General features: G+C 71.7%; 17 protein-coding genes and 2 pseudogenes. 6 read left to right on the top strand and 13 right to left on the bottom strand.

Annotated elements, in window-relative coordinates:
• Together CHF16_RS41375 and CHF16_RS42170 are read right to left on the bottom strand one after the other, a co-directional pair.
• Positions 1–182, bottom strand: a pseudogene (locus CHF16_RS41375) (IS5/IS1182 family transposase); the annotation flags it as partial.
• Positions 183–238: 56 nt separating this feature from the next.
• Positions 239–349 (bottom strand): annotated as a pseudogene (locus tag CHF16_RS42170) (transposase); the annotation flags it as partial.
• A 223-nt stretch (positions 350–572) separates the two neighbouring features.
• Between CHF16_RS42170 and CHF16_RS15255 the strand changes: the two are divergent.
• Both CHF16_RS15255 and CHF16_RS15250 read left to right on the top strand, forming a co-directional pair.
• Complete coding sequence (locus tag CHF16_RS15255) at positions 573–1,946, top strand: HNH endonuclease signature motif containing protein (protein WP_089326676.1); 1,374 nt, start codon at positions 573–575, stop codon at positions 1,944–1,946.
• Between the two features lie 75 nt (positions 1,947–2,021).
• Positions 2,022–2,474 carry a hemerythrin domain-containing protein gene (locus CHF16_RS15250; protein ID WP_218826677.1) on the top strand — a complete coding sequence of 151 codons (453 nt, stop codon included), beginning with the start codon at positions 2,022–2,024 and terminating at the stop codon, positions 2,472–2,474.
• A gap of 10 nt (positions 2,475–2,484) precedes the next feature.
• Here the strand turns inward: CHF16_RS15250 and CHF16_RS15245 are convergent, their stop codons facing one another.
• The 4 genes from CHF16_RS15245 to CHF16_RS15230 form a co-directional block, all read right to left on the bottom strand.
• Positions 2,485–2,979: a GNAT family N-acetyltransferase gene (locus CHF16_RS15245; protein ID WP_179271535.1), complete on the bottom strand. Its 495-nt coding sequence runs from the start codon at positions 2,977–2,979 to the stop codon at positions 2,485–2,487.
• Positions 2,980–3,027: 48 nt separating this feature from the next.
• Positions 3,028–4,527, bottom strand: coding sequence for an aldehyde dehydrogenase family protein (locus CHF16_RS15240; protein WP_089326673.1), 1,500 nt, complete (start codon positions 4,525–4,527; stop codon positions 3,028–3,030).
• A gap of 63 nt (positions 4,528–4,590) precedes the next feature.
• The gene (locus CHF16_RS15235) at positions 4,591–5,946 is read right to left on the bottom strand and encodes a carotenoid oxygenase family protein (RefSeq protein WP_089326672.1); all 1,356 of its coding nucleotides are present in this window, start codon (positions 5,944–5,946) and stop codon (positions 4,591–4,593) included.
• Entirely contained in the window at positions 5,943–6,536 is a 594-nt protein-coding gene (locus CHF16_RS15230; protein WP_089326671.1) for a hypothetical protein, read from the bottom strand. The genes CHF16_RS15235 and CHF16_RS15230 overlap by 4 nt, the downstream gene beginning before the upstream one ends.
• A 97-nt stretch (positions 6,537–6,633) precedes the next feature.
• Here CHF16_RS15230 and CHF16_RS15225 point away from each other — a divergent pair, with 97 nt between their 5' ends.
• The gene (locus CHF16_RS15225; RefSeq protein WP_089326670.1) at positions 6,634–7,185 is read left to right on the top strand and encodes a PadR family transcriptional regulator; all 552 of its coding nucleotides are present in this window, start codon (positions 6,634–6,636) and stop codon (positions 7,183–7,185) included.
• A 61-nt stretch (positions 7,186–7,246) separates the two neighbouring features.
• Here CHF16_RS15225 and CHF16_RS15220 read toward each other — a convergent pair whose 3' ends face one another.
• Complete coding sequence (locus CHF16_RS15220) at positions 7,247–8,068, bottom strand: SDR family oxidoreductase (RefSeq protein WP_089326669.1); 822 nt, start codon at positions 8,066–8,068, stop codon at positions 7,247–7,249.
• Positions 8,069–8,149: 81 nt separating this feature from the next.
• On the opposite strand from CHF16_RS15220, the gene CHF16_RS15215 reads away from it, so the two are divergent.
• Positions 8,150–8,761 carry a TetR family transcriptional regulator gene (locus tag CHF16_RS15215; protein WP_089326668.1) on the top strand — a complete coding sequence of 204 codons (612 nt, stop codon included), beginning with the start codon at positions 8,150–8,152 and terminating at the stop codon, positions 8,759–8,761.
• Positions 8,762–8,792: 31 nt separating this feature from the next.
• On the opposite strand, the gene CHF16_RS15210 is transcribed toward CHF16_RS15215, so the two are convergent.
• From CHF16_RS15210 to CHF16_RS15190, 5 genes are all read right to left on the bottom strand, one after another.
• Positions 8,793–9,614, bottom strand: a complete 822-nt coding sequence (locus tag CHF16_RS15210; protein WP_245868533.1) for a site-2 protease family protein — start codon at positions 9,612–9,614, stop codon at positions 8,793–8,795.
• Positions 9,615–9,718: 104 nt separating this feature from the next.
• On the bottom strand, positions 9,719–10,303 hold the full coding sequence (locus CHF16_RS15205) for a TetR/AcrR family transcriptional regulator (RefSeq protein ID WP_089326667.1): 585 nt from the start codon (positions 10,301–10,303) through the stop codon (positions 9,719–9,721).
• Positions 10,304–10,333: 30 nt separating this feature from the next.
• Entirely contained in the window at positions 10,334–10,741 is a 408-nt protein-coding gene (locus tag CHF16_RS15200) for a DUF3224 domain-containing protein (RefSeq protein WP_089326666.1), read from the bottom strand.
• Positions 10,742–10,811: 70 nt separating this feature from the next.
• Complete coding sequence (gene nucS / locus CHF16_RS15195) at positions 10,812–11,492, bottom strand: endonuclease NucS (RefSeq protein ID WP_089326665.1); 681 nt, start codon at positions 11,490–11,492, stop codon at positions 10,812–10,814.
• Between the two features lie 33 nt (positions 11,493–11,525).
• A complete protein-coding gene (locus CHF16_RS15190; RefSeq protein ID WP_089326664.1) occupies positions 11,526–12,728 on the bottom strand; it encodes a HEAT repeat domain-containing protein in 1,203 nt (400 codons plus the stop codon).
• Between the two features lie 145 nt (positions 12,729–12,873).
• Here CHF16_RS15190 and CHF16_RS15185 point away from each other — a divergent pair, with 145 nt between their 5' ends.
• Both CHF16_RS15185 and CHF16_RS15180 read left to right on the top strand, forming a co-directional pair.
• Complete coding sequence (locus tag CHF16_RS15185) at positions 12,874–13,077, top strand: hypothetical protein (protein ID WP_089326663.1); 204 nt, start codon at positions 12,874–12,876, stop codon at positions 13,075–13,077.
• A 141-nt stretch (positions 13,078–13,218) separates the two neighbouring features.
• Positions 13,219–13,605 (top strand): SCO5389 family protein, encoded by a 387-nt coding sequence (locus CHF16_RS15180; RefSeq protein WP_089326662.1) that lies wholly within the window; start codon positions 13,219–13,221, stop codon positions 13,603–13,605.
• Between the two features lie 135 nt (positions 13,606–13,740).
• Here the strand turns inward: CHF16_RS15180 and CHF16_RS15175 are convergent, their stop codons facing one another.
• Positions 13,741–14,724 (bottom strand): LLM class flavin-dependent oxidoreductase, encoded by a 984-nt coding sequence (locus CHF16_RS15175; protein WP_089326661.1) that lies wholly within the window; start codon positions 14,722–14,724, stop codon positions 13,741–13,743.
• Positions 14,725–14,779 lie beyond the last annotated feature (55 nt).

Raw genomic sequence — 14,779 nt, 5'->3', positions numbered from 1 at the left:
TCGTCAGCGTCGAACGCCGGAGGGCGCCCGCCCGCCGAACCGCGCCGCTTGCGGTGGCCGATCTGGTCGGCCGGCTCGGGAATGGTGCATGCGATGCCGCGCCTGCGCAGATAGGCGCGGTTGCCTCGCGAAGAGTAAGCCTTGTCGGCGCGGACCCGGAAGGGCCGGGTGCGCGGACGGCCCTATCACGCCAGGGGACACCGGTGCGGACCCGCCATCTGATCTCGTCGATCAAGTGCCGCTTCGACCACACCACCGGCCGACCAGGCTTCGCCCCCACCGGCAGCAACGGCTCCAACAGCGCCCACTGCGCATCGGTCAGATCACCACGACCCACAAACAAGATCATCCCGAACCGGCAGACACACCGTGATCAACTTCTGAAACACGGCCTAGGTCGGTGGGGGCTTGTGTTGCTGCGAGCACAAGGGGCGTCCTTTTGTTGACGGTCGGGGAGGTGGTGAGTTGAAGAAAATGAAGATCGGAATTCGAAGTGTCTGAATTGTCTGCCGGTATTGGTGAGGTGGTGCGCTAAAATTGGATTGCTGATGCGGGTTGGGGGGTGAACGTCCGTGTCCGGTTCCGCTGAGGTCATCGCGATTGATGATGGGCAGCGTGAATGGGAAGATCGGGCGTGGTTTCCGCCCGGCGCGCAATTGGCGGTCTGCCTGTCGGGTGCAAAAGAGCGGCTGGCTGATCTGACCGATGGCGAACTGCTGCAGGTCGCGGCGGCCGCGCGTCGGCAGACCTCCTGGGCGCAAGCTAGGGAACTGGCCGCGATCGCCGAACTCACCCGCCGCCGCACGTCCGAGGATGCTTCGGATGCCGAGGCTGACTATCGGGTGTTGTCGGCACGTGAATCGGTCACCGAAGAGGTCGCCGCGGCTCTGACCGTCACCGGGAACGCCGCCGCCACCCTCGTCCATCTGGCCGAGCAGTTGACCGGCCCGCTGGCCGCCACCGGAGAGGCGCTGGGCGCCGGTCGCATCGACCTGGCGAAGGCCCGCGTGATCTGTGACGTGACCGAGCACCTTCCGGAGGACGTGGCGGGGAAGGTCCAGTGCGTCGCTCTGGAAAAGGCGAACGAGCAGACCACCGGGCAGCTTCGCCGCCGGATCCGGCGGGTCGCGCAGCGACTCGCACCCCAGGCGATCGAGGAGCGCAAGCGGGAAGCGGTACGGCAGCGGCGCCTCGAACTGTGGGACAACCCGTCCGGAACCTCCGACCTCGCGTTGTGCGATCTCGCGGCCGAGGACGCCCACGCCATCTTCAACAAGATCACGGCTGCGGCCAACGGCATCAAGGCCGATGGCGACCCCCGTCCGCTGAGCGCCGTTCGCGCCGACCTCGCCACTCGGCTCCTGCACGGGGTCGAGCTTCCCGACGCCGTCCGCGCCCTTCTTTCCGGGACGTGTGACGACTCACAGGCGAGGGTGACTCAGTTCCCTGGTCCGGCGCATGGGGACGATGCGTCCGCCGGTGATGCTGATGCGGGCATTGCGGCGCTGGCGGACGAGGTGGAGCGGCGCCTGAACCATGTGCGTGGTCGGGTCGAGCCTTGTGAGCTGCCGGACGCGATCCGGCGGGCGGCGGGGCGCATCCACGAGCAGTTCGCCGACGCCCGCGACCTCGCCTGCCGGGGCGGCGAGCAGAGCCATGGCAACCCCGGCTACCGGCCGTCCGCCGCACTGCGCCGGGAGATCGTGGCCCGCCACGGCAGGTGCGTGTTCCCCACCTGCAACCAGCCTTCGCGGCGCTGCGACCTCGACCACACGGTCCCCTGGCGGCCCGGCACCACCTGCCGCTGCAACCTCGCACCGCTGTGCAGGCGCCACCACCGGTTGAAGCAGACCTCCGGCTGGCGACTCCACCAGGTGTGGCCCGGACTGCTCCTCTGGATCACGCCGTCCGGAGCCTGGTACATCGTCCGGCCCGACCGGCAGTAGGGCGGTGGGCAGGTGGCTTATTTCTCACAACCTATGTCAGTTTTTACAAGACTGATGTGTATTAATATGTCGCTCATGGAGATCGAGTCGCTGGCGGCGGCACTTGAGCGGGAGCACCACGAGATCGACGAGGGGATCGAGGCGTTCACGGCCAACCCCGCGGGCGGTAAGCGGGACCGGGAGTCGCTGGCGCGTGCCGTCCGGGCGCTGCGCCGCCACATCTACCTCGAAGAGGAGTTCCTGTTCCCCGCGCTGCACGCGGCGGGGCTGATGGCGCCGGTCCTGGTGATGCTGCGGGAGCACGGGGAGATGTGGACGACGCTCGGTGCGCTCGATGAGGCGCCGGACGACGAGGCCGCGCTCACCCTCTGCCGGCGGCTGAACGTCCAGCTCCTGCACCACAACCTGAAGGAAGAGAAGATCCTCTACCCGGAGCTGGAGCGGGTCGTGCCGGAGCCGGAGCGGCTGCGCGATTTCCTGCGGTCCGGGGAGATGCCCGCGGACTGGGTGTGCGTGCGGGCAAGGTGAAGACCGTCCGTCAGGCGATCTCGGTGAAGCCGAGGTGGTTGTAGAGGCGGCGGGCGCGGCGGTTGCGGCGGGTCACCGCCAGGGAAAGGGTGCCGTGGTCGGGGGCCAGGGCGTGCATGGCCGCCTGGACCAGCGTCCGGCCGACGCCCCGGCCCGCGTGGGACGGGGCCGTGAAGAGGAACGCCAGAAGCGGCTCGTCCCGGTAGAGGGTGACCAGGGCCGCGCCGATCGGGCGGCCTTCGTGGTCCGTGACGAACGAGGCTTCGGGGAGGAAGCGGCCGTACTCGCCGTTCAGGGTGAGCCGGATCTCGCGTGCGGCGCCCTGCAGGTCGCCGACGTCGGCCTCGTCGGGGGTGCCCCGGTAGGCGTCCCACATGGCGGCGGCCAGGGCGGGCAGGTCGGACTCGGTGAACGGGCGGACGACCCCGGGCGGAGGCGGGGACGCCGCGTCCAGGGATGCCTGGAGGCGGCTGCGCACGGGCGCGCCGAACGTCCCGGATGTCATGGTTTCGAGTCTAGGCGGGCGCCCCCGGCCGGGGACGCCCGCCATCGGTCAGCGCTTGTAGCGGCGGCCGTGGATCATGTTGATCATGCCGAGGACGCGGGCCATCTCCTTCTCGGTGCGCGCGAACGTGGTGAGGTTCATCGTCGCGAACCGCTGCCGGGTGATGGCCTTCGGGCGGGTGAACTCGCGCAGGCCGTCCGCGCCGTGGATGCGGCCGAACCCGGACTCGCCGACCCCGCCGAACGGCAGCGCGGCGACCTGGGCGAACGCGGCGAAGGCGTTGATGGAGGTCATGCCGGAGCGCATCCGCCGGGCGACGTCCAGCGCGCGGGCCTTGTTGCCGGAGAAGATCGTCCCGGCGAGGCCGTAGCTGGTCTTGTTGGCCTTGTGCACCGCCTCGTCGAGGTCCTTGACGCGGTGGACGGTGATCGTCGGGCCGAAGGTCTCCTCGCAGACGGCGGCCGAGTCGTCCGGCACGTTGGTCAGCACGACCGGCTCCACGTAGGGCTTGCGCACCGACTCGGCGCCGCCGACGACCGCCTTGCCGCCCTTGTCGAGGGCGTCCTTGATGTGCCGCTCGATGATGTCGAGCTGCCCCGGCATCGTGATCGGGCCGTAGGCCGCTTCACGGTCGAAGCCGGGGCGCAGGTCCTTGGCCTTCTCGGTGAGCTTGCCGAGGAACTTGTCGTACGCCTCGTCCACGACGTAGATGCGCTCGACGCCGATGCAGGTCTGGCCCGCGTTCGACATGGCGCCCCACAGCGCCGCGTCGGCGGCGGCGTCGAGGTCGGCGTCGGAGTCGACGATGCAGGCGTCCTTGCCGCCGCACTCGGCGACGATCGGGGTGAGGTTCTCGGCGCAGGCCGCCATCACGCGCTTGGCGGTGCGGGCCGAGCCGGTGAAGGCGATCTTGTCGACGTGCGGGGACGAGGCGAGCGCCGCGCCCGTCTCGCCGAGGCCGGTGACCGTCTGCAGCACCGGGTGCTCGGGGATCACCGCGTCGAACAGCTCCGCGAGCAGCACCCCGACGCCCGGGGTGAACTCCGACGGCTTGAACACGACGGCGTTGCCGGCGGCGAGCGCGTACCCGATCGAGCCCATCGGGGTGAAGATCGGGTAGTTCCACGGGCCGATGACGCCGACGACGCCGAGCGGCTGGTACTCCAGCACGCACTTCTGGTTGACCGCCATCAGGCCGGGGAAGACGCTGCGCGGCCCGAGGACCTTCTGCGCGTTGCGGGCCGCCCAGTCCAGGTGGGTGATCGCCATGATCGTCTCGAGCTGGGCGTCCTGGACCGGCTTGCCGGTCTCCTGGTGGATGAGCTCGGCCATCCGGTTCAGGTTGCGGGCGAGCGACCCCTTGACGTTGAGCAGCCGGAGCCGGCGCTCCTTCCAGCCGAGGGCGCGCCACCACTCGGCGGCCTCCCGGGCGCGCTCGATCGCGGCCGCCACCGCGGCACCGTCCTGGCGGGGATGCTCGGCGACGACCTCGCCGGTGGCCGGGTTCAGGGACGCGAACGTCTCGGCGCTCTCCGTGGCCACGGACATGGGGAACCTCCCGGGAGGAGCCGTAAGTGAGTACTTGCGGTGTGTACCGGCTAGTAAACCACCCTAGGCGCCCGGCGGGGAGTCCGGGATCCAGCTGCCGTGGAATCCGGCCGGGACCCGGCGCGGCAACCGGACGGACGCCGTGCGCGACAGGTCGGCCGCGTCCAGCACCAGCAGTTCCGAACCGGACCCGGCGGAGACGATCGACAGCAGCCAGCCCTCGTCCTCGGCGCGGGCGCCCGCGGCCGGGACGAACACCGCCTCGCCGACGTGCGCGTCCTCCCCGCAGTCGTGGGACGACGCGCCGCCGCGCAGGTCGTACTTCACGATCGAGCCTCCCGCGACCGTGTAGAGGTAGCGGTGCTCGCGGCCCGTCCGGCTGTCGTCGTGGGTCGGGAACTCCACGCCGCGGTCGTCGAGCCGCTCCTCGGACGCCCTGCCGGTGGCGGGGTCGAGGACCCAGCGGTGCAGGTGCGCGCTCTCCGACTCCGCCGCCTCGGCCGCCGGGTCCACCGTGCCGCCGACCCCGCCCCAGAAGGAGGTGAAGACCTCCGGGGCGTACCGCGCGCCGTCCAGCACCACCCGTCCGGCCTCGTCCTCGTGCGCGTTGCCGACGTGGAAGACGTAGCACGGGTCGACCTCGAACCAGCGGACGCCGCCGGACCCGTCGCGCGGCATCACCCCGAGCCGCGCGCCGTACCCGTCGTCCCACCGGTACGGCAGGCCGGACCGGCCGGACAGCGCCAGGTCCAGGTCGAACACCACCGGCAGGTCGAGCCAGACGACATGGTGCTCGGTGATCGCGAAGTCGTGCATCATCGTCGGGCCCGGTACCTCGACCTCGCGGGTCTCGACCAGCGTCCCGTCCGCCGACAGCCGGTGGAAGACCAGGTAGGGCGGGAACACGCCGTACCCGAAGAACAGCAGGTCGCCGGTGACCGGGTCCTCCTTGGGATGCGCGGTCATCGCGGTGGTGAGCCGCCCGCCGAAGTCGCACGGCCCCGCCGTCTCCAGCTCCGGGGTGACCTCGTAGGGGAACCCGGCCTCCACCAGCGCCCAGATCTTGCCCGCGTGCGGGATGACGTGCGTGTTGGCCTGCACCGCGCACCGGTCGAACGTGTAGTCGTCGCGGACGAACGGCGCGCCCTTGGTGAACGCGTCCGTCCGCACCCAGCGGTTGCGGTACCACTCGGCCCGGCCGTCGCGCAGCCGCACGCCGTGGATCATGCCGTGGCCGGTGAACCAGTGCCGGCTCGGCTCGCCCGGCTTCGGGTTCGGCCCGTTGCGGAAGTACCGGCCGGTCAGCTCGGGCGGGAGCGTCCCGGTGACCGGCAGGTCGCGGGCGTCGGTCTCGTCGGGGACGGGCGCCAGGGGGCCGTCCATCCAGGCGGCCGGACGTTCCTCGGTGTGCTCGCTCATACGGTCTGCTCCTCGGGACGGGGGGAGGCGGGCTCGGCGAGGCGGCGCTTGCGGGCCGCCTTGGGATAGCGGGCGGTGAACACGGCCGGCGCCGTGAAACCGACGACCTTCACGGCCACGAGCAGCGCGGTGTCGTCGGGGGACCAGTGCTGGACGCAGGCGAGGGCGGCGGCGGTCGCGGTGAAGCCGGCCGCCCAGCCGAGCGTGAGAGTGCGGTTGATCGTGTGGAAGAGGTCGGTCGCGGCGACCTCGGCGGGCACGGTGCGGCGCGCTATGCCCGCGGTGAAGGGGCGCCCGGCCAGCAGGGTCGCCCATGCGGTGACCGCCAGCCAGCCGATCGCGAGGGACGCGCCGTAGTCCAGCACCGGGGAGCCGGGGTCGGCGAACGCGAGCGCGGTGAGCAGCGCCATGTAGACCATCGTGGACGCTTCGAGGACCAGGGAGTCGGCGCGGTGGCCGCGGCGGACGTCCTGGGCGAGCAGTGCCAGCGCCGCCACCAGGCCGCTGACCGCGCCGGCCTTGGTGTGGAAGCCGCTCACGACCGCGAGCAGGATCCAGGGGAGGAAGGTTCTGGCGTAGTACTTCGGCATGGCCGCGGGAGCCCCTCGCTATGACATTCCAGTTTTGACACGTCGAAGCTAGACGTTCCTACTTAGACATGTCAATAGTGAGTGGTAGGCTCCCGGCATGAGTTTGCGACACGCGATGCTCGGGCTCATCGCCGAGATGGACGGTGCCAGCGGTTACGACCTGCTGCGGGTGTTCGAGATCTCGCTCGGCAACGTCTGGCCGGCCCGGCAGAGCCAGCTCTACGGCGAACTCGGCAAGCTCACCGCGGCCGGGCTCATCGAGGTCGCCGAGGAGGGGCCGCGCGGGCGCAAGGAGTACCGGATCACCGAGGACGGCCGCGCGGAGCTGCACCGCTGGATCGTCGACGAGCCCGCCAAGGCCAGCCGGCGGGACGACGCTCTGCTGCGCGTGTTCTTCCTGGGGCTCGTCGATCCGGAGGACGCGCAGCGGTACATGCGGCGCAATTCCGCCGGGCTGAACGGCTACCTGGAGGAGCTGCTCGCCCTGGAGGACCGGGTCGAGTGGGACCACGACAACCTGTCCGTCTACGGGCGGCTCGTCATCGAGTACGGCAAGCGGTTCGCCGCGATGCGGCGTGACTGGTTCGACTGGGCCGCAGAGGAGATCCGGGCGCTGGAGGAGTCGAAGGCCGCGGGCGGGCGCGAGTAGAGCGCAGGTAGGTCGCGAGCAGGGCGCGGTGTTCGGGGGCGCGCCCTGCTCGCTTTGCCGGTCAGCGGAAGTCGTCGGCGTGGTCGGCGGCCCATTCGCGGAACGTGCGGGCCGGGCGGCCCGTGATGCGCTCGACCTCGGGGGACGGCTCGCCCGGGTGGTCGACGGCGGACGCGCGCAGGCGGAGCAGGACGTCCACCAGCCCCTCGCGCATGTAGGGGCGAGCGAGCATCTCCTTGCGCGCCTCCTCCGGGTCGATCTCCTCGAAGCGCGCCGGGCGGCCGGTCGCCGCGCCGATGAGCCGGACCATCGCCGGGTGGGTGAGCTGCTCCGGGCCGCTCAGCAGGGGCCGGGCACCGACGAGGGCATCGGTGAGCAGCGCCTTGGCGGCGACGGCCGCGATGTCGCGTTCGTGGATGGGCGTGCTGCGCGCCGCCGCGTACGGTTCGCGGACGGGCTCGCCCGCCCGGATCCGCTCCCGCCAGCCGAGCGCGTTGGACGCGAACTCGCCGGGACGCAGGAACGCCCACTCCAGGCCGGACGCCTCGATCGCCCGCTCGATCTCCAGATGGTGCGCGGCTAGCTCGTTGGACGGGTCGTCGTCCAGCGCGGCGGCGGACGACAGCATGACGACGCGCCGCACGCCCTTCGCGGCGGCGCGGGGGAGCAGGTCGTCCAGACCGTGCCAGAACACGGCGGGGTTGAGGAACAGCGACGTCACGCCGTCCAGCGGCATGTCGGCGGTGCGGGCGACCTCCGCCCCGCTGGGCAGCCGCGCGGTGGCGGGATCGCGGGTCAGCGCGCGGACCTCCGCGCCCGCGGTGAGCAGTTCGGCGACGAGGTGCCGTCCGACGTTTCCGGTGGCACCGGTGACAAGGATCATGCGGCAAGGTTCAACCAGATGGATGAACCTGTCAAACAGCCGGTTGGTTGACCGCATCAGCCGGGCGGCTACGATGGCGCCGTGACGGACACGACGAAACGGCCGCGCCGCGCCCCCGCGCCCGAGGAGCGCACGCTCGACGCCGAGCGCTCCCGCCGCCTGCTGCTGGACGCCGCGCTGGACGAGTTCGCCGCCAAGGGCTTCGCGGGCGCCCGCGTCCAGGACATCGCCGACCGCGCCGGCGTCAACAAGCAGCTGATCAACTACTACTTCGGCGGCAAGGAGGGGCTCTACTGCGCGCTCGGGCAGCGGTGGCTGGAGCGCGAGGCCGAGTTCAACGACCCGTCGGTGCCGTTCGACGAGATCGTGGTCCGCTACCTGCGGCACATCCTGGACGACCCGCGCGGCACGCGGCTGAACGCCTGGCGCGGCCTCACCGAGGACCTCGACGACATCCCGTCCGGCGACCGCGAGGACCTCTCCGACATCGAGCGCCGCCAGGCCGCCGGGGAACTGGCCGCCGACCTCGACCCGGCCGCGCTGATGCTGGCCATCATGGCCATGGTGTCGGCGCCCGTCACGAAACCGGTCGAGGTGCGGCGCGTGTTCGGGCTCGACCCGGAGTCACCGGAGTTCCAGGAGCGCTACGCCGAGCAGTTGCGCCGGATCATCCGGCACCTGGCCGGGCCCTGACGCCCGGCCCCGGCGCTTCGGGCTCCCGGGGTCAGCCGCGCCAGAACTGGAATAGGTAGTGGCCGAGTTCGATCGGGAAGTTGTCGACCGAGCCGCTCACCTTGAACGGGAACCCGTCCAGGCCGATCGCGTCGGTGAGGTAGAAGATGACGTTGAAGAAACCCTCGTTGATCGGCCCCAGCCACAGCAGGGCGATCAGGATGAGGAAGGCGTAGCCGCCGTAGGCGCTCGCCTGCGCGGCGAACCGGCGCGGCAGGTACGGCTCGATGATGCCGAAGCCGTCCAGCCCGGGGATCGGCAGCAGGTTCAGCACCGCCGCGGTGACCTGGAGGAACGCCAGGAACGCCAGCCCCGACCAGAACAGCGCGTGGTCCTTGTCGGCGAAGTTCTTGAAGATCACCGCGAGCATCACGGCGAACAGCGCGTTCGACAGCGGGCCCGCCGCCGAGATCAGGCTGTGCCGCAGCCGGCCGCGGATCGCGTGCCGCTCGATCCACACCGCGCCGCCCGGCAGGCCGATCCCGCCCAGCACGATGAACACGACCGGGATGAGGAAGCTCAGCGTGACGTCGGAGTACTTCAGCGGGTTCAGCGTCAGGTAGCCCTTGGCCGCGACGCTCCGGTCCCCCGACCGGTAGGCCATGTACGCGTGCCCGAACTCGTGCAGGCACAGCGACAGGATCCACGCCGAGATCACGAACCCGAACACCGCGACCCGGCCGGGGCGCTCCAGGATCGTCCCGTACCGCCAGGCGACCAGGCCGCACAGCACGGTCGCCCCCACGACCGCGAGGAACACCGGGCTCGGCCGCACGGCCGCGCTCCCCCGCGCCTCGTGTGCAGTCCCGTTCATCGCCGGCCCCTCTCACCGCGCCGTTCCCCCGGCGCGCCGTCCCGCCTGATCGTCACTCGGAAGCTACCTGCTCAACGGAGTCCGCGCGCACCGGAGTTCCGCCGTCACGGCGCCGCGATGACCGGGACGACGTAGGTGCGCAGGAAGCGGCGCAGCCCCTCGGCGTCCCGGTCCCGGTCCATCACGATGAGCGAGGTGATGATGCGGAAGAGGAACTCGACCGTCCCCTCCACCTCGATGTCGGCCCGCAGCTTGCGCTGCCGCTGCGCCTGCTCGAAGTACGGGCGGACGTAGTCGCAGCACAGCGCGAGGACGTGCTCGGCCGCGCCCGCGACCGCCGCCTGCATGTGCCCCGCCGCCTCCGGCACCAGGAAGTGCGCGACGGTCGGCTCGGCGCGCACGTACTCGACCGCGTCCATCGTGCCCTCGACGATCGCCTCCGGCACCGACCGCTCGCGGCGCAGCCGCTCGGCGAGCCGGTCGAGGAAGCGGTGCAGGTCGCGCACCACCACGGCGAGGATCAGCTCGTCCCGCCCGCCGGTGATGCTCCGGTACACGGTGGCCCGGGAGAGCCGCGCGGCGGCGGCGATGTCCTCGACGGTCGTCTTCGCGACGCCGAAGCGGCCGAAGCACTCCTCGGCCGCGTCGATGATCCGCTCGCGCGTCGTGTCGGTGGTGACCGGGGGCATGCCTGCACACTACCGGCCGGGCGAAGCCGGTCAGTCCAGGGTGTACTCCAGCGACCAGGTGTGCCCGCCGTCCTCGGTGACGGTGATCTGGCCGAGGCCGCGGATGCCCGCGAGCTCCCCGGTACCGGACGTGGGGACGATCAGCCAGCGCAGCCACTGGGTGTCGGGCGTCCCGTCCTCGCTGCCCGCGCTGTGCTGGAGGACGAACGTCCCCTCGCGGCCGTGCAGGATGCCCTGGACGCGCTCGACCCCGACGTAGGCGGCGGGCCCGGCGGGCGTCTCCACGGTGATCAGCTCGGTGCTGCTCGTGCCGACCAGGTCGCCGTGGAACTGCTTGCCGACGTGGACGCGGGTCAGCTTGGTGCCGTCCTGCTCCTCGTAGGGTTTCTCGGCTTCCCATGCCTCGATGTCGAAGCTGCCGCTCGCTTGGAAGGTCATCCCGTCATGATGCACGTCACGTCCGACAAGGCGGAACCGGGCGGCAGGGCGGAACCGGGCGCGGGACGGCCTAGAAGAGGGTGCCCTCGTGCTCGATGCCGCGCAGCGCGTCGTAGTCGAGGGTGACGCAGTCGATGCCGCGGTCGGTGGCGAGGACGCGGGCCTGCGGCTTGATCTCCTGGGCGGCGAACACGCCGCGGACGGGGGCGAGGTGCGGGTCCCGGTTGAGCAGCTCCAGGTAGCGGGTGAGCTGCTCGACGCCGTCGATCTCGCCGCGCCGCTTGATCTCGATCGCGACGGTGGCGCTGTCGGCGTCCCGGCAGAGGATGTCGACCGGGCCGATCGCGGTGGGGAACTCGCGGCGGATCAGCGTGTAGCCCTCGCCGAGGGTGGTGATGTGCTCGGCGAGCAGTTCCTGGAGGTGCGCCTCGACGCCGTCCTTCTGCAGCCCCGGGTCGATGCCCAGCTCGTGGCTGGTGTCGTGCAGGATCTCCTCGATGGTGAGGATGAGCCGCTCGCCCGACTTGCCGTGCGTGACCGTCCAGCGGGCGATGGCGCCGTTCTCGGTGTAGCTCTCCTCGCGCAGCGAGCAGGGCGGGTTCATCCAGTTGAGGGGCTTGTAGGCGCGGTCGTCGGCGTGGATGCTCACGCTTCCGTCCGCCTTGATGAGGATCAGGCGGGGGGCCATCGGCAGGTGGGCGGTGAGCTTGCCGGCGTAGTCGACGCTGCAGCGGGCGATAACGAGACGCACGGTGCCTCACCTTAGTGCGGGGTCCGGCCCGCTTCAGGCCAGACCGGCGTACCGGCGGCACTCGTCGTGGTCCGCGGGCACGCCCCAGGTGCCGAGGATCCCCAGCAGGTTGCCCCAGCGCCAGCTGTCGGACGGCAGCTCGGCGATCGTCCGCACGGCCCGCTGCTGGACGGCGGTGAGGTCGGCGAACGGCGGCAGGGGGCGGACGGGCGTGCCGAACACCATCTTGAGCGCCACCTCGGCCACCGGGAAGGACCGGTTGTCGGACGTGCGAGCGAGCCCTTCGAGGACGGCGTCGACGGCCTCCGCGGGAGGATCGTCCAGCGCGGCGAGGGTCATGTGCGAGAGCAGGGACAGGTCGCCGCTCAGGAAGTCGGTCTCCGCCTCGGGCGGGGAGACGCAGCAGGCCGTCAGTTCCGCGAGGACCCGCGGGCCGGTCTCGCCCAGCCGGGCGAGCGCGACCGCCGCCGCCCAGCGCGGGCCGGGTTCGTCGCCGGCCAGCCGCTCGCGGATCAGGGGGAGGAGGTCCCGGCCGCCGAGGAGACCGGTGGAGATCAGCGCGCTCATGGCGACCTCCGGGTGCCGCTCAGAGTCGAGCAGCGGGCCGAGGACGGCGAGCGAGGCGGCGGACTCCTCGGGGAACCAGCCGACCGTGTACGCGGCGGTGGCGCGCACCCCGTCGTCGGCCTCGGTGAGCAGGGCGTGCACGGTCGGCAGCCCGGCGCGGACGGCGTCGTAGGCGGCGAGTTCCGCCTCGGCGGCGCGGCGCGCGTGGTCGAAGTCGTACATCTTCCGGTCGAACTCGCGGTCGCGGCGCTCGTGGTCGTCCGCCGCGCCGGCGACCCACGCGTCGAGGCGGCGCTCCTCCGCCTCGGGGTCGGCCGCGGCCATCCGCGCCACCGCGTCCCGCCAGTCCGCGATCGCGACGCCGGCCGGCAGGTGCGCCTCGTCGAAGCCGATGGCCAGCGCGGTCGCCAGGTAGAGCGGGTACGCCCGGTCGGGCGTGCCGGGGTCGGCCGCCAGCGCGAGGAGGAACGGCACGGCCGCCGCCGACGCGGTGTACCGGCTGCCCTGGTGGTAGATGTTCGTGAACAGCTCCCCGAACGCCCCGTGGCGCTCCTCCTGGTCGGGCGAGCGCAGCGTGCGGAGCAGGCCGGGGACGTCCTCCGCCGAGCCGTAGGCGTGGTCGAGCCCCGCCCAGTCGATGCCGTCCAGTCCCTCCAGCGGATCGCTCATGTCGCGATCATGCCGGACGAACGCGTCTAAGGCCCTGCGTACGGCACAGATAAGGCGTGCTTCCGATGTCCGGCCGGCCCCCTTAGGACGAGTCTCTTGGATGTCGGGTCGTGCCGAGCGGCCCGAGACGTTGGGGGGAGGGGTCGTGATCCACCACGACATCATGCGGTCCGTGATGACCGAGCGCAGCCGCGAGCTGCGGGCACGGGCCGAGGCCGAGCGGGACGCGCGGACCGCGCGCCGCGCCCGCGAGTTCTGGGCCGAGCGCGCCGAGCGGTTCGCCGCCCGGCGGAGCGCCCGGCGCGAGGTCCGGCGCGCGCACTGCCGGGACGCGGCACCGGCGCGCTGACGCGGGCCCCGGCCGGGCGGGACCGGCCGGGGCGGCACCTAGCGGAATGAAAATCTTTGTCAAGCCTGGAATTCTCCGGGGGCCGTGATTAGCGTCGGCGAGTGGGTGTTCATCCACCACCGGCGAAAGGAACCCCCGCACATGTCTCTCGACGTGACTCCGGAACTGCTCGAGACGGCGCAGCAGGGCGAGGTCGGCGACGCCGCCTTCGTCGAGTGCATCAAGACGTCCCTCCCGTACGCGTGGGACATGATCAGCGGCCTGGTGGCGCGGCTCCAGGTGGACGGCGGCGACTTCGCCGACAACCTCACCCCGCCCCCGGACGAGCAGGCCCGCGGCCAGCTGCTCCGCGTCCTCGCGAGCGACGCGATGCGCGGCGCGATGGAGCGGCACTTCGGTGTGAAGCTGGCCTTCCAGAACTGCCACCGGGTCGCCGTCTTCCCGGCCGGCGACTCCGCCGCCTACCGGACGTTCGTGACGGCGCGCGAGCAGATCCTCAACCAGTCTCCCGAGCTCCGCGACTGCTGAGCAGCTGGCCCCCGCCAACCCCGTATCCGTCATGATTGTGCGGCGCGTCGATTCTCTCGGCGCGCCGCACGGCTTTTATGGCGGTTCATAAGGCGGCTTAGAGACCCGGCTTATTGGGCGTCTCTGAGCAAGGACTCATAGCGCGGCGCGGACCTTGGGGAGGACGTCGGTTCCCAGGCGAGCGATGTTCTCCAGGGTGCCGGTGCGGGAACCGGTCGCCTCTACCATCAGGACGAGGTGCCTGATCCCCGTCTTCCCGGCCGTGGTCACGAGCGACTCGACGCAGTCGTCCGGCGAGCCGACGGGGTGGATGCCGCACATGCGGCGCGCGTAGCCGGCGGGGTCGGGGGATGGGCGCGGACGGTCGTCCACGGCGACGTAACCGGCCAGGCCGGGCCCGAGCCAGCGGGGCATCTCCGCCATGACCGTGCCGACGGCCTCCTCGCGGGTGTCGGCCACCTGGGCGACATGGACGGAGATGTGCGGGAGGCCCGGGTCGCCGTGCCGGGCGACGGCGGCGGCCTTCTCGGCGGCGTCCACGTGCATGCCGAGGAGCATCGGCAGGCCGCGCTCGGCGGCCAGCGCCTCGGTCGCGGGGGACGTGCAGGCGACCGTCACCGGCGGCGCGACGCGAGCGCGCGGGACGACCGGTACCTCACGGAATCGGAAGTGTTCCCCCTCCCAGGAGACACGGTCGGATCGCAGCCAGGTGAGGAGCAGGTCCAGCGACTCGGCGAAGCCGCGCTCGTAGCGGGGGAGGCCGGTGCCGAAGACCTCCAGGTCCCGCCAGGGGCCGCCGCGCCCGACGCCGAGGCGGAAGCGGCCACCCGACAGCAGCGCCAGCATCGCCGCCTCCTCCGCCAGCGCGACCGGATGCCGGGTGGAGAGCACGCTCACCGCCGTCCCCACGTGGATCCGCTCGGTGGCGGCCAGCAGATGGCCCGCCAGCAGCGTCGCGGACGGGACGACCCCGTACGACATGAAGTGGTGCTCGGCCAGCCACACGTCGTCGAAACCGGCGCGCTCGGCGGCGACGGCGGCCTCGACGGTGCGGGAGAGCGCGGCGTGGTCGTCCTGTCCGGGGGCACGGGCCGCGAGGAGGAAGATTCCTAGGCGCACGCCACCTGTCGTACCCGGAAGCGCGGTCCCCCGCGCCCTCTGCAAGACTGCGAAA

Origin of the sequence: Actinomadura meyerae (assembly GCF_900188445.1) — a bacterium.
Taxonomy (GTDB): domain Bacteria; phylum Actinomycetota; class Actinomycetes; order Streptosporangiales; family Streptosporangiaceae; genus Spirillospora; species Spirillospora meyerae.
The sequence above is the reverse complement of the archived record's forward strand: the minus strand, read 5'-3'. Positions and strand labels throughout refer to the sequence as shown.

Excerpts from the sequence above, each read along its gene's own strand:
- CHF16_RS15230 (WP_089326671.1), bottom strand. The coding sequence starts at position 6,536 with ATGCCGAAGTACTACGCCAGAACCTTCCTCCCCTGGATCCTGCTCGCG.
- CHF16_RS15180 (WP_089326662.1), top strand. The coding sequence starts at position 13,219 with ATGTCTCTCGACGTGACTCCGGAACTGCTCGAGACGGCGCAGCAGGGC.
- CHF16_RS15225 (WP_089326670.1), top strand. The coding sequence starts at position 6,634 with ATGAGTTTGCGACACGCGATGCTCGGGCTCATCGCCGAGATGGACGGT.
- CHF16_RS15205 (WP_089326667.1), bottom strand. The coding sequence starts at position 10,303 with ATGCCCCCGGTCACCACCGACACGACGCGCGAGCGGATCATCGACGCG.
- CHF16_RS15245 (WP_179271535.1), bottom strand. The coding sequence starts at position 2,979 with ATGACATCCGGGACGTTCGGCGCGCCCGTGCGCAGCCGCCTCCAGGCA.
- CHF16_RS15250 (WP_218826677.1), top strand. The coding sequence starts at position 2,022 with ATGGAGATCGAGTCGCTGGCGGCGGCACTTGAGCGGGAGCACCACGAG.
- CHF16_RS15190 (WP_089326664.1), bottom strand. The coding sequence starts at position 12,728 with ATGAGCGATCCGCTGGAGGGACTGGACGGCATCGACTGGGCGGGGCTC.
- CHF16_RS15240 (WP_089326673.1), bottom strand. The coding sequence starts at position 4,527 with ATGTCCGTGGCCACGGAGAGCGCCGAGACGTTCGCGTCCCTGAACCCG.
- CHF16_RS15200 (WP_089326666.1), bottom strand. The coding sequence starts at position 10,741 with ATGACCTTCCAAGCGAGCGGCAGCTTCGACATCGAGGCATGGGAAGCC.
- CHF16_RS15210 (WP_245868533.1), bottom strand. The coding sequence starts at position 9,614 with ATGAACGGGACTGCACACGAGGCGCGGGGGAGCGCGGCCGTGCGGCCG.
- CHF16_RS15220 (WP_089326669.1), bottom strand. The coding sequence starts at position 8,068 with ATGATCCTTGTCACCGGTGCCACCGGAAACGTCGGACGGCACCTCGTC.
- CHF16_RS15235 (WP_089326672.1), bottom strand. The coding sequence starts at position 5,946 with ATGAGCGAGCACACCGAGGAACGTCCGGCCGCCTGGATGGACGGCCCC.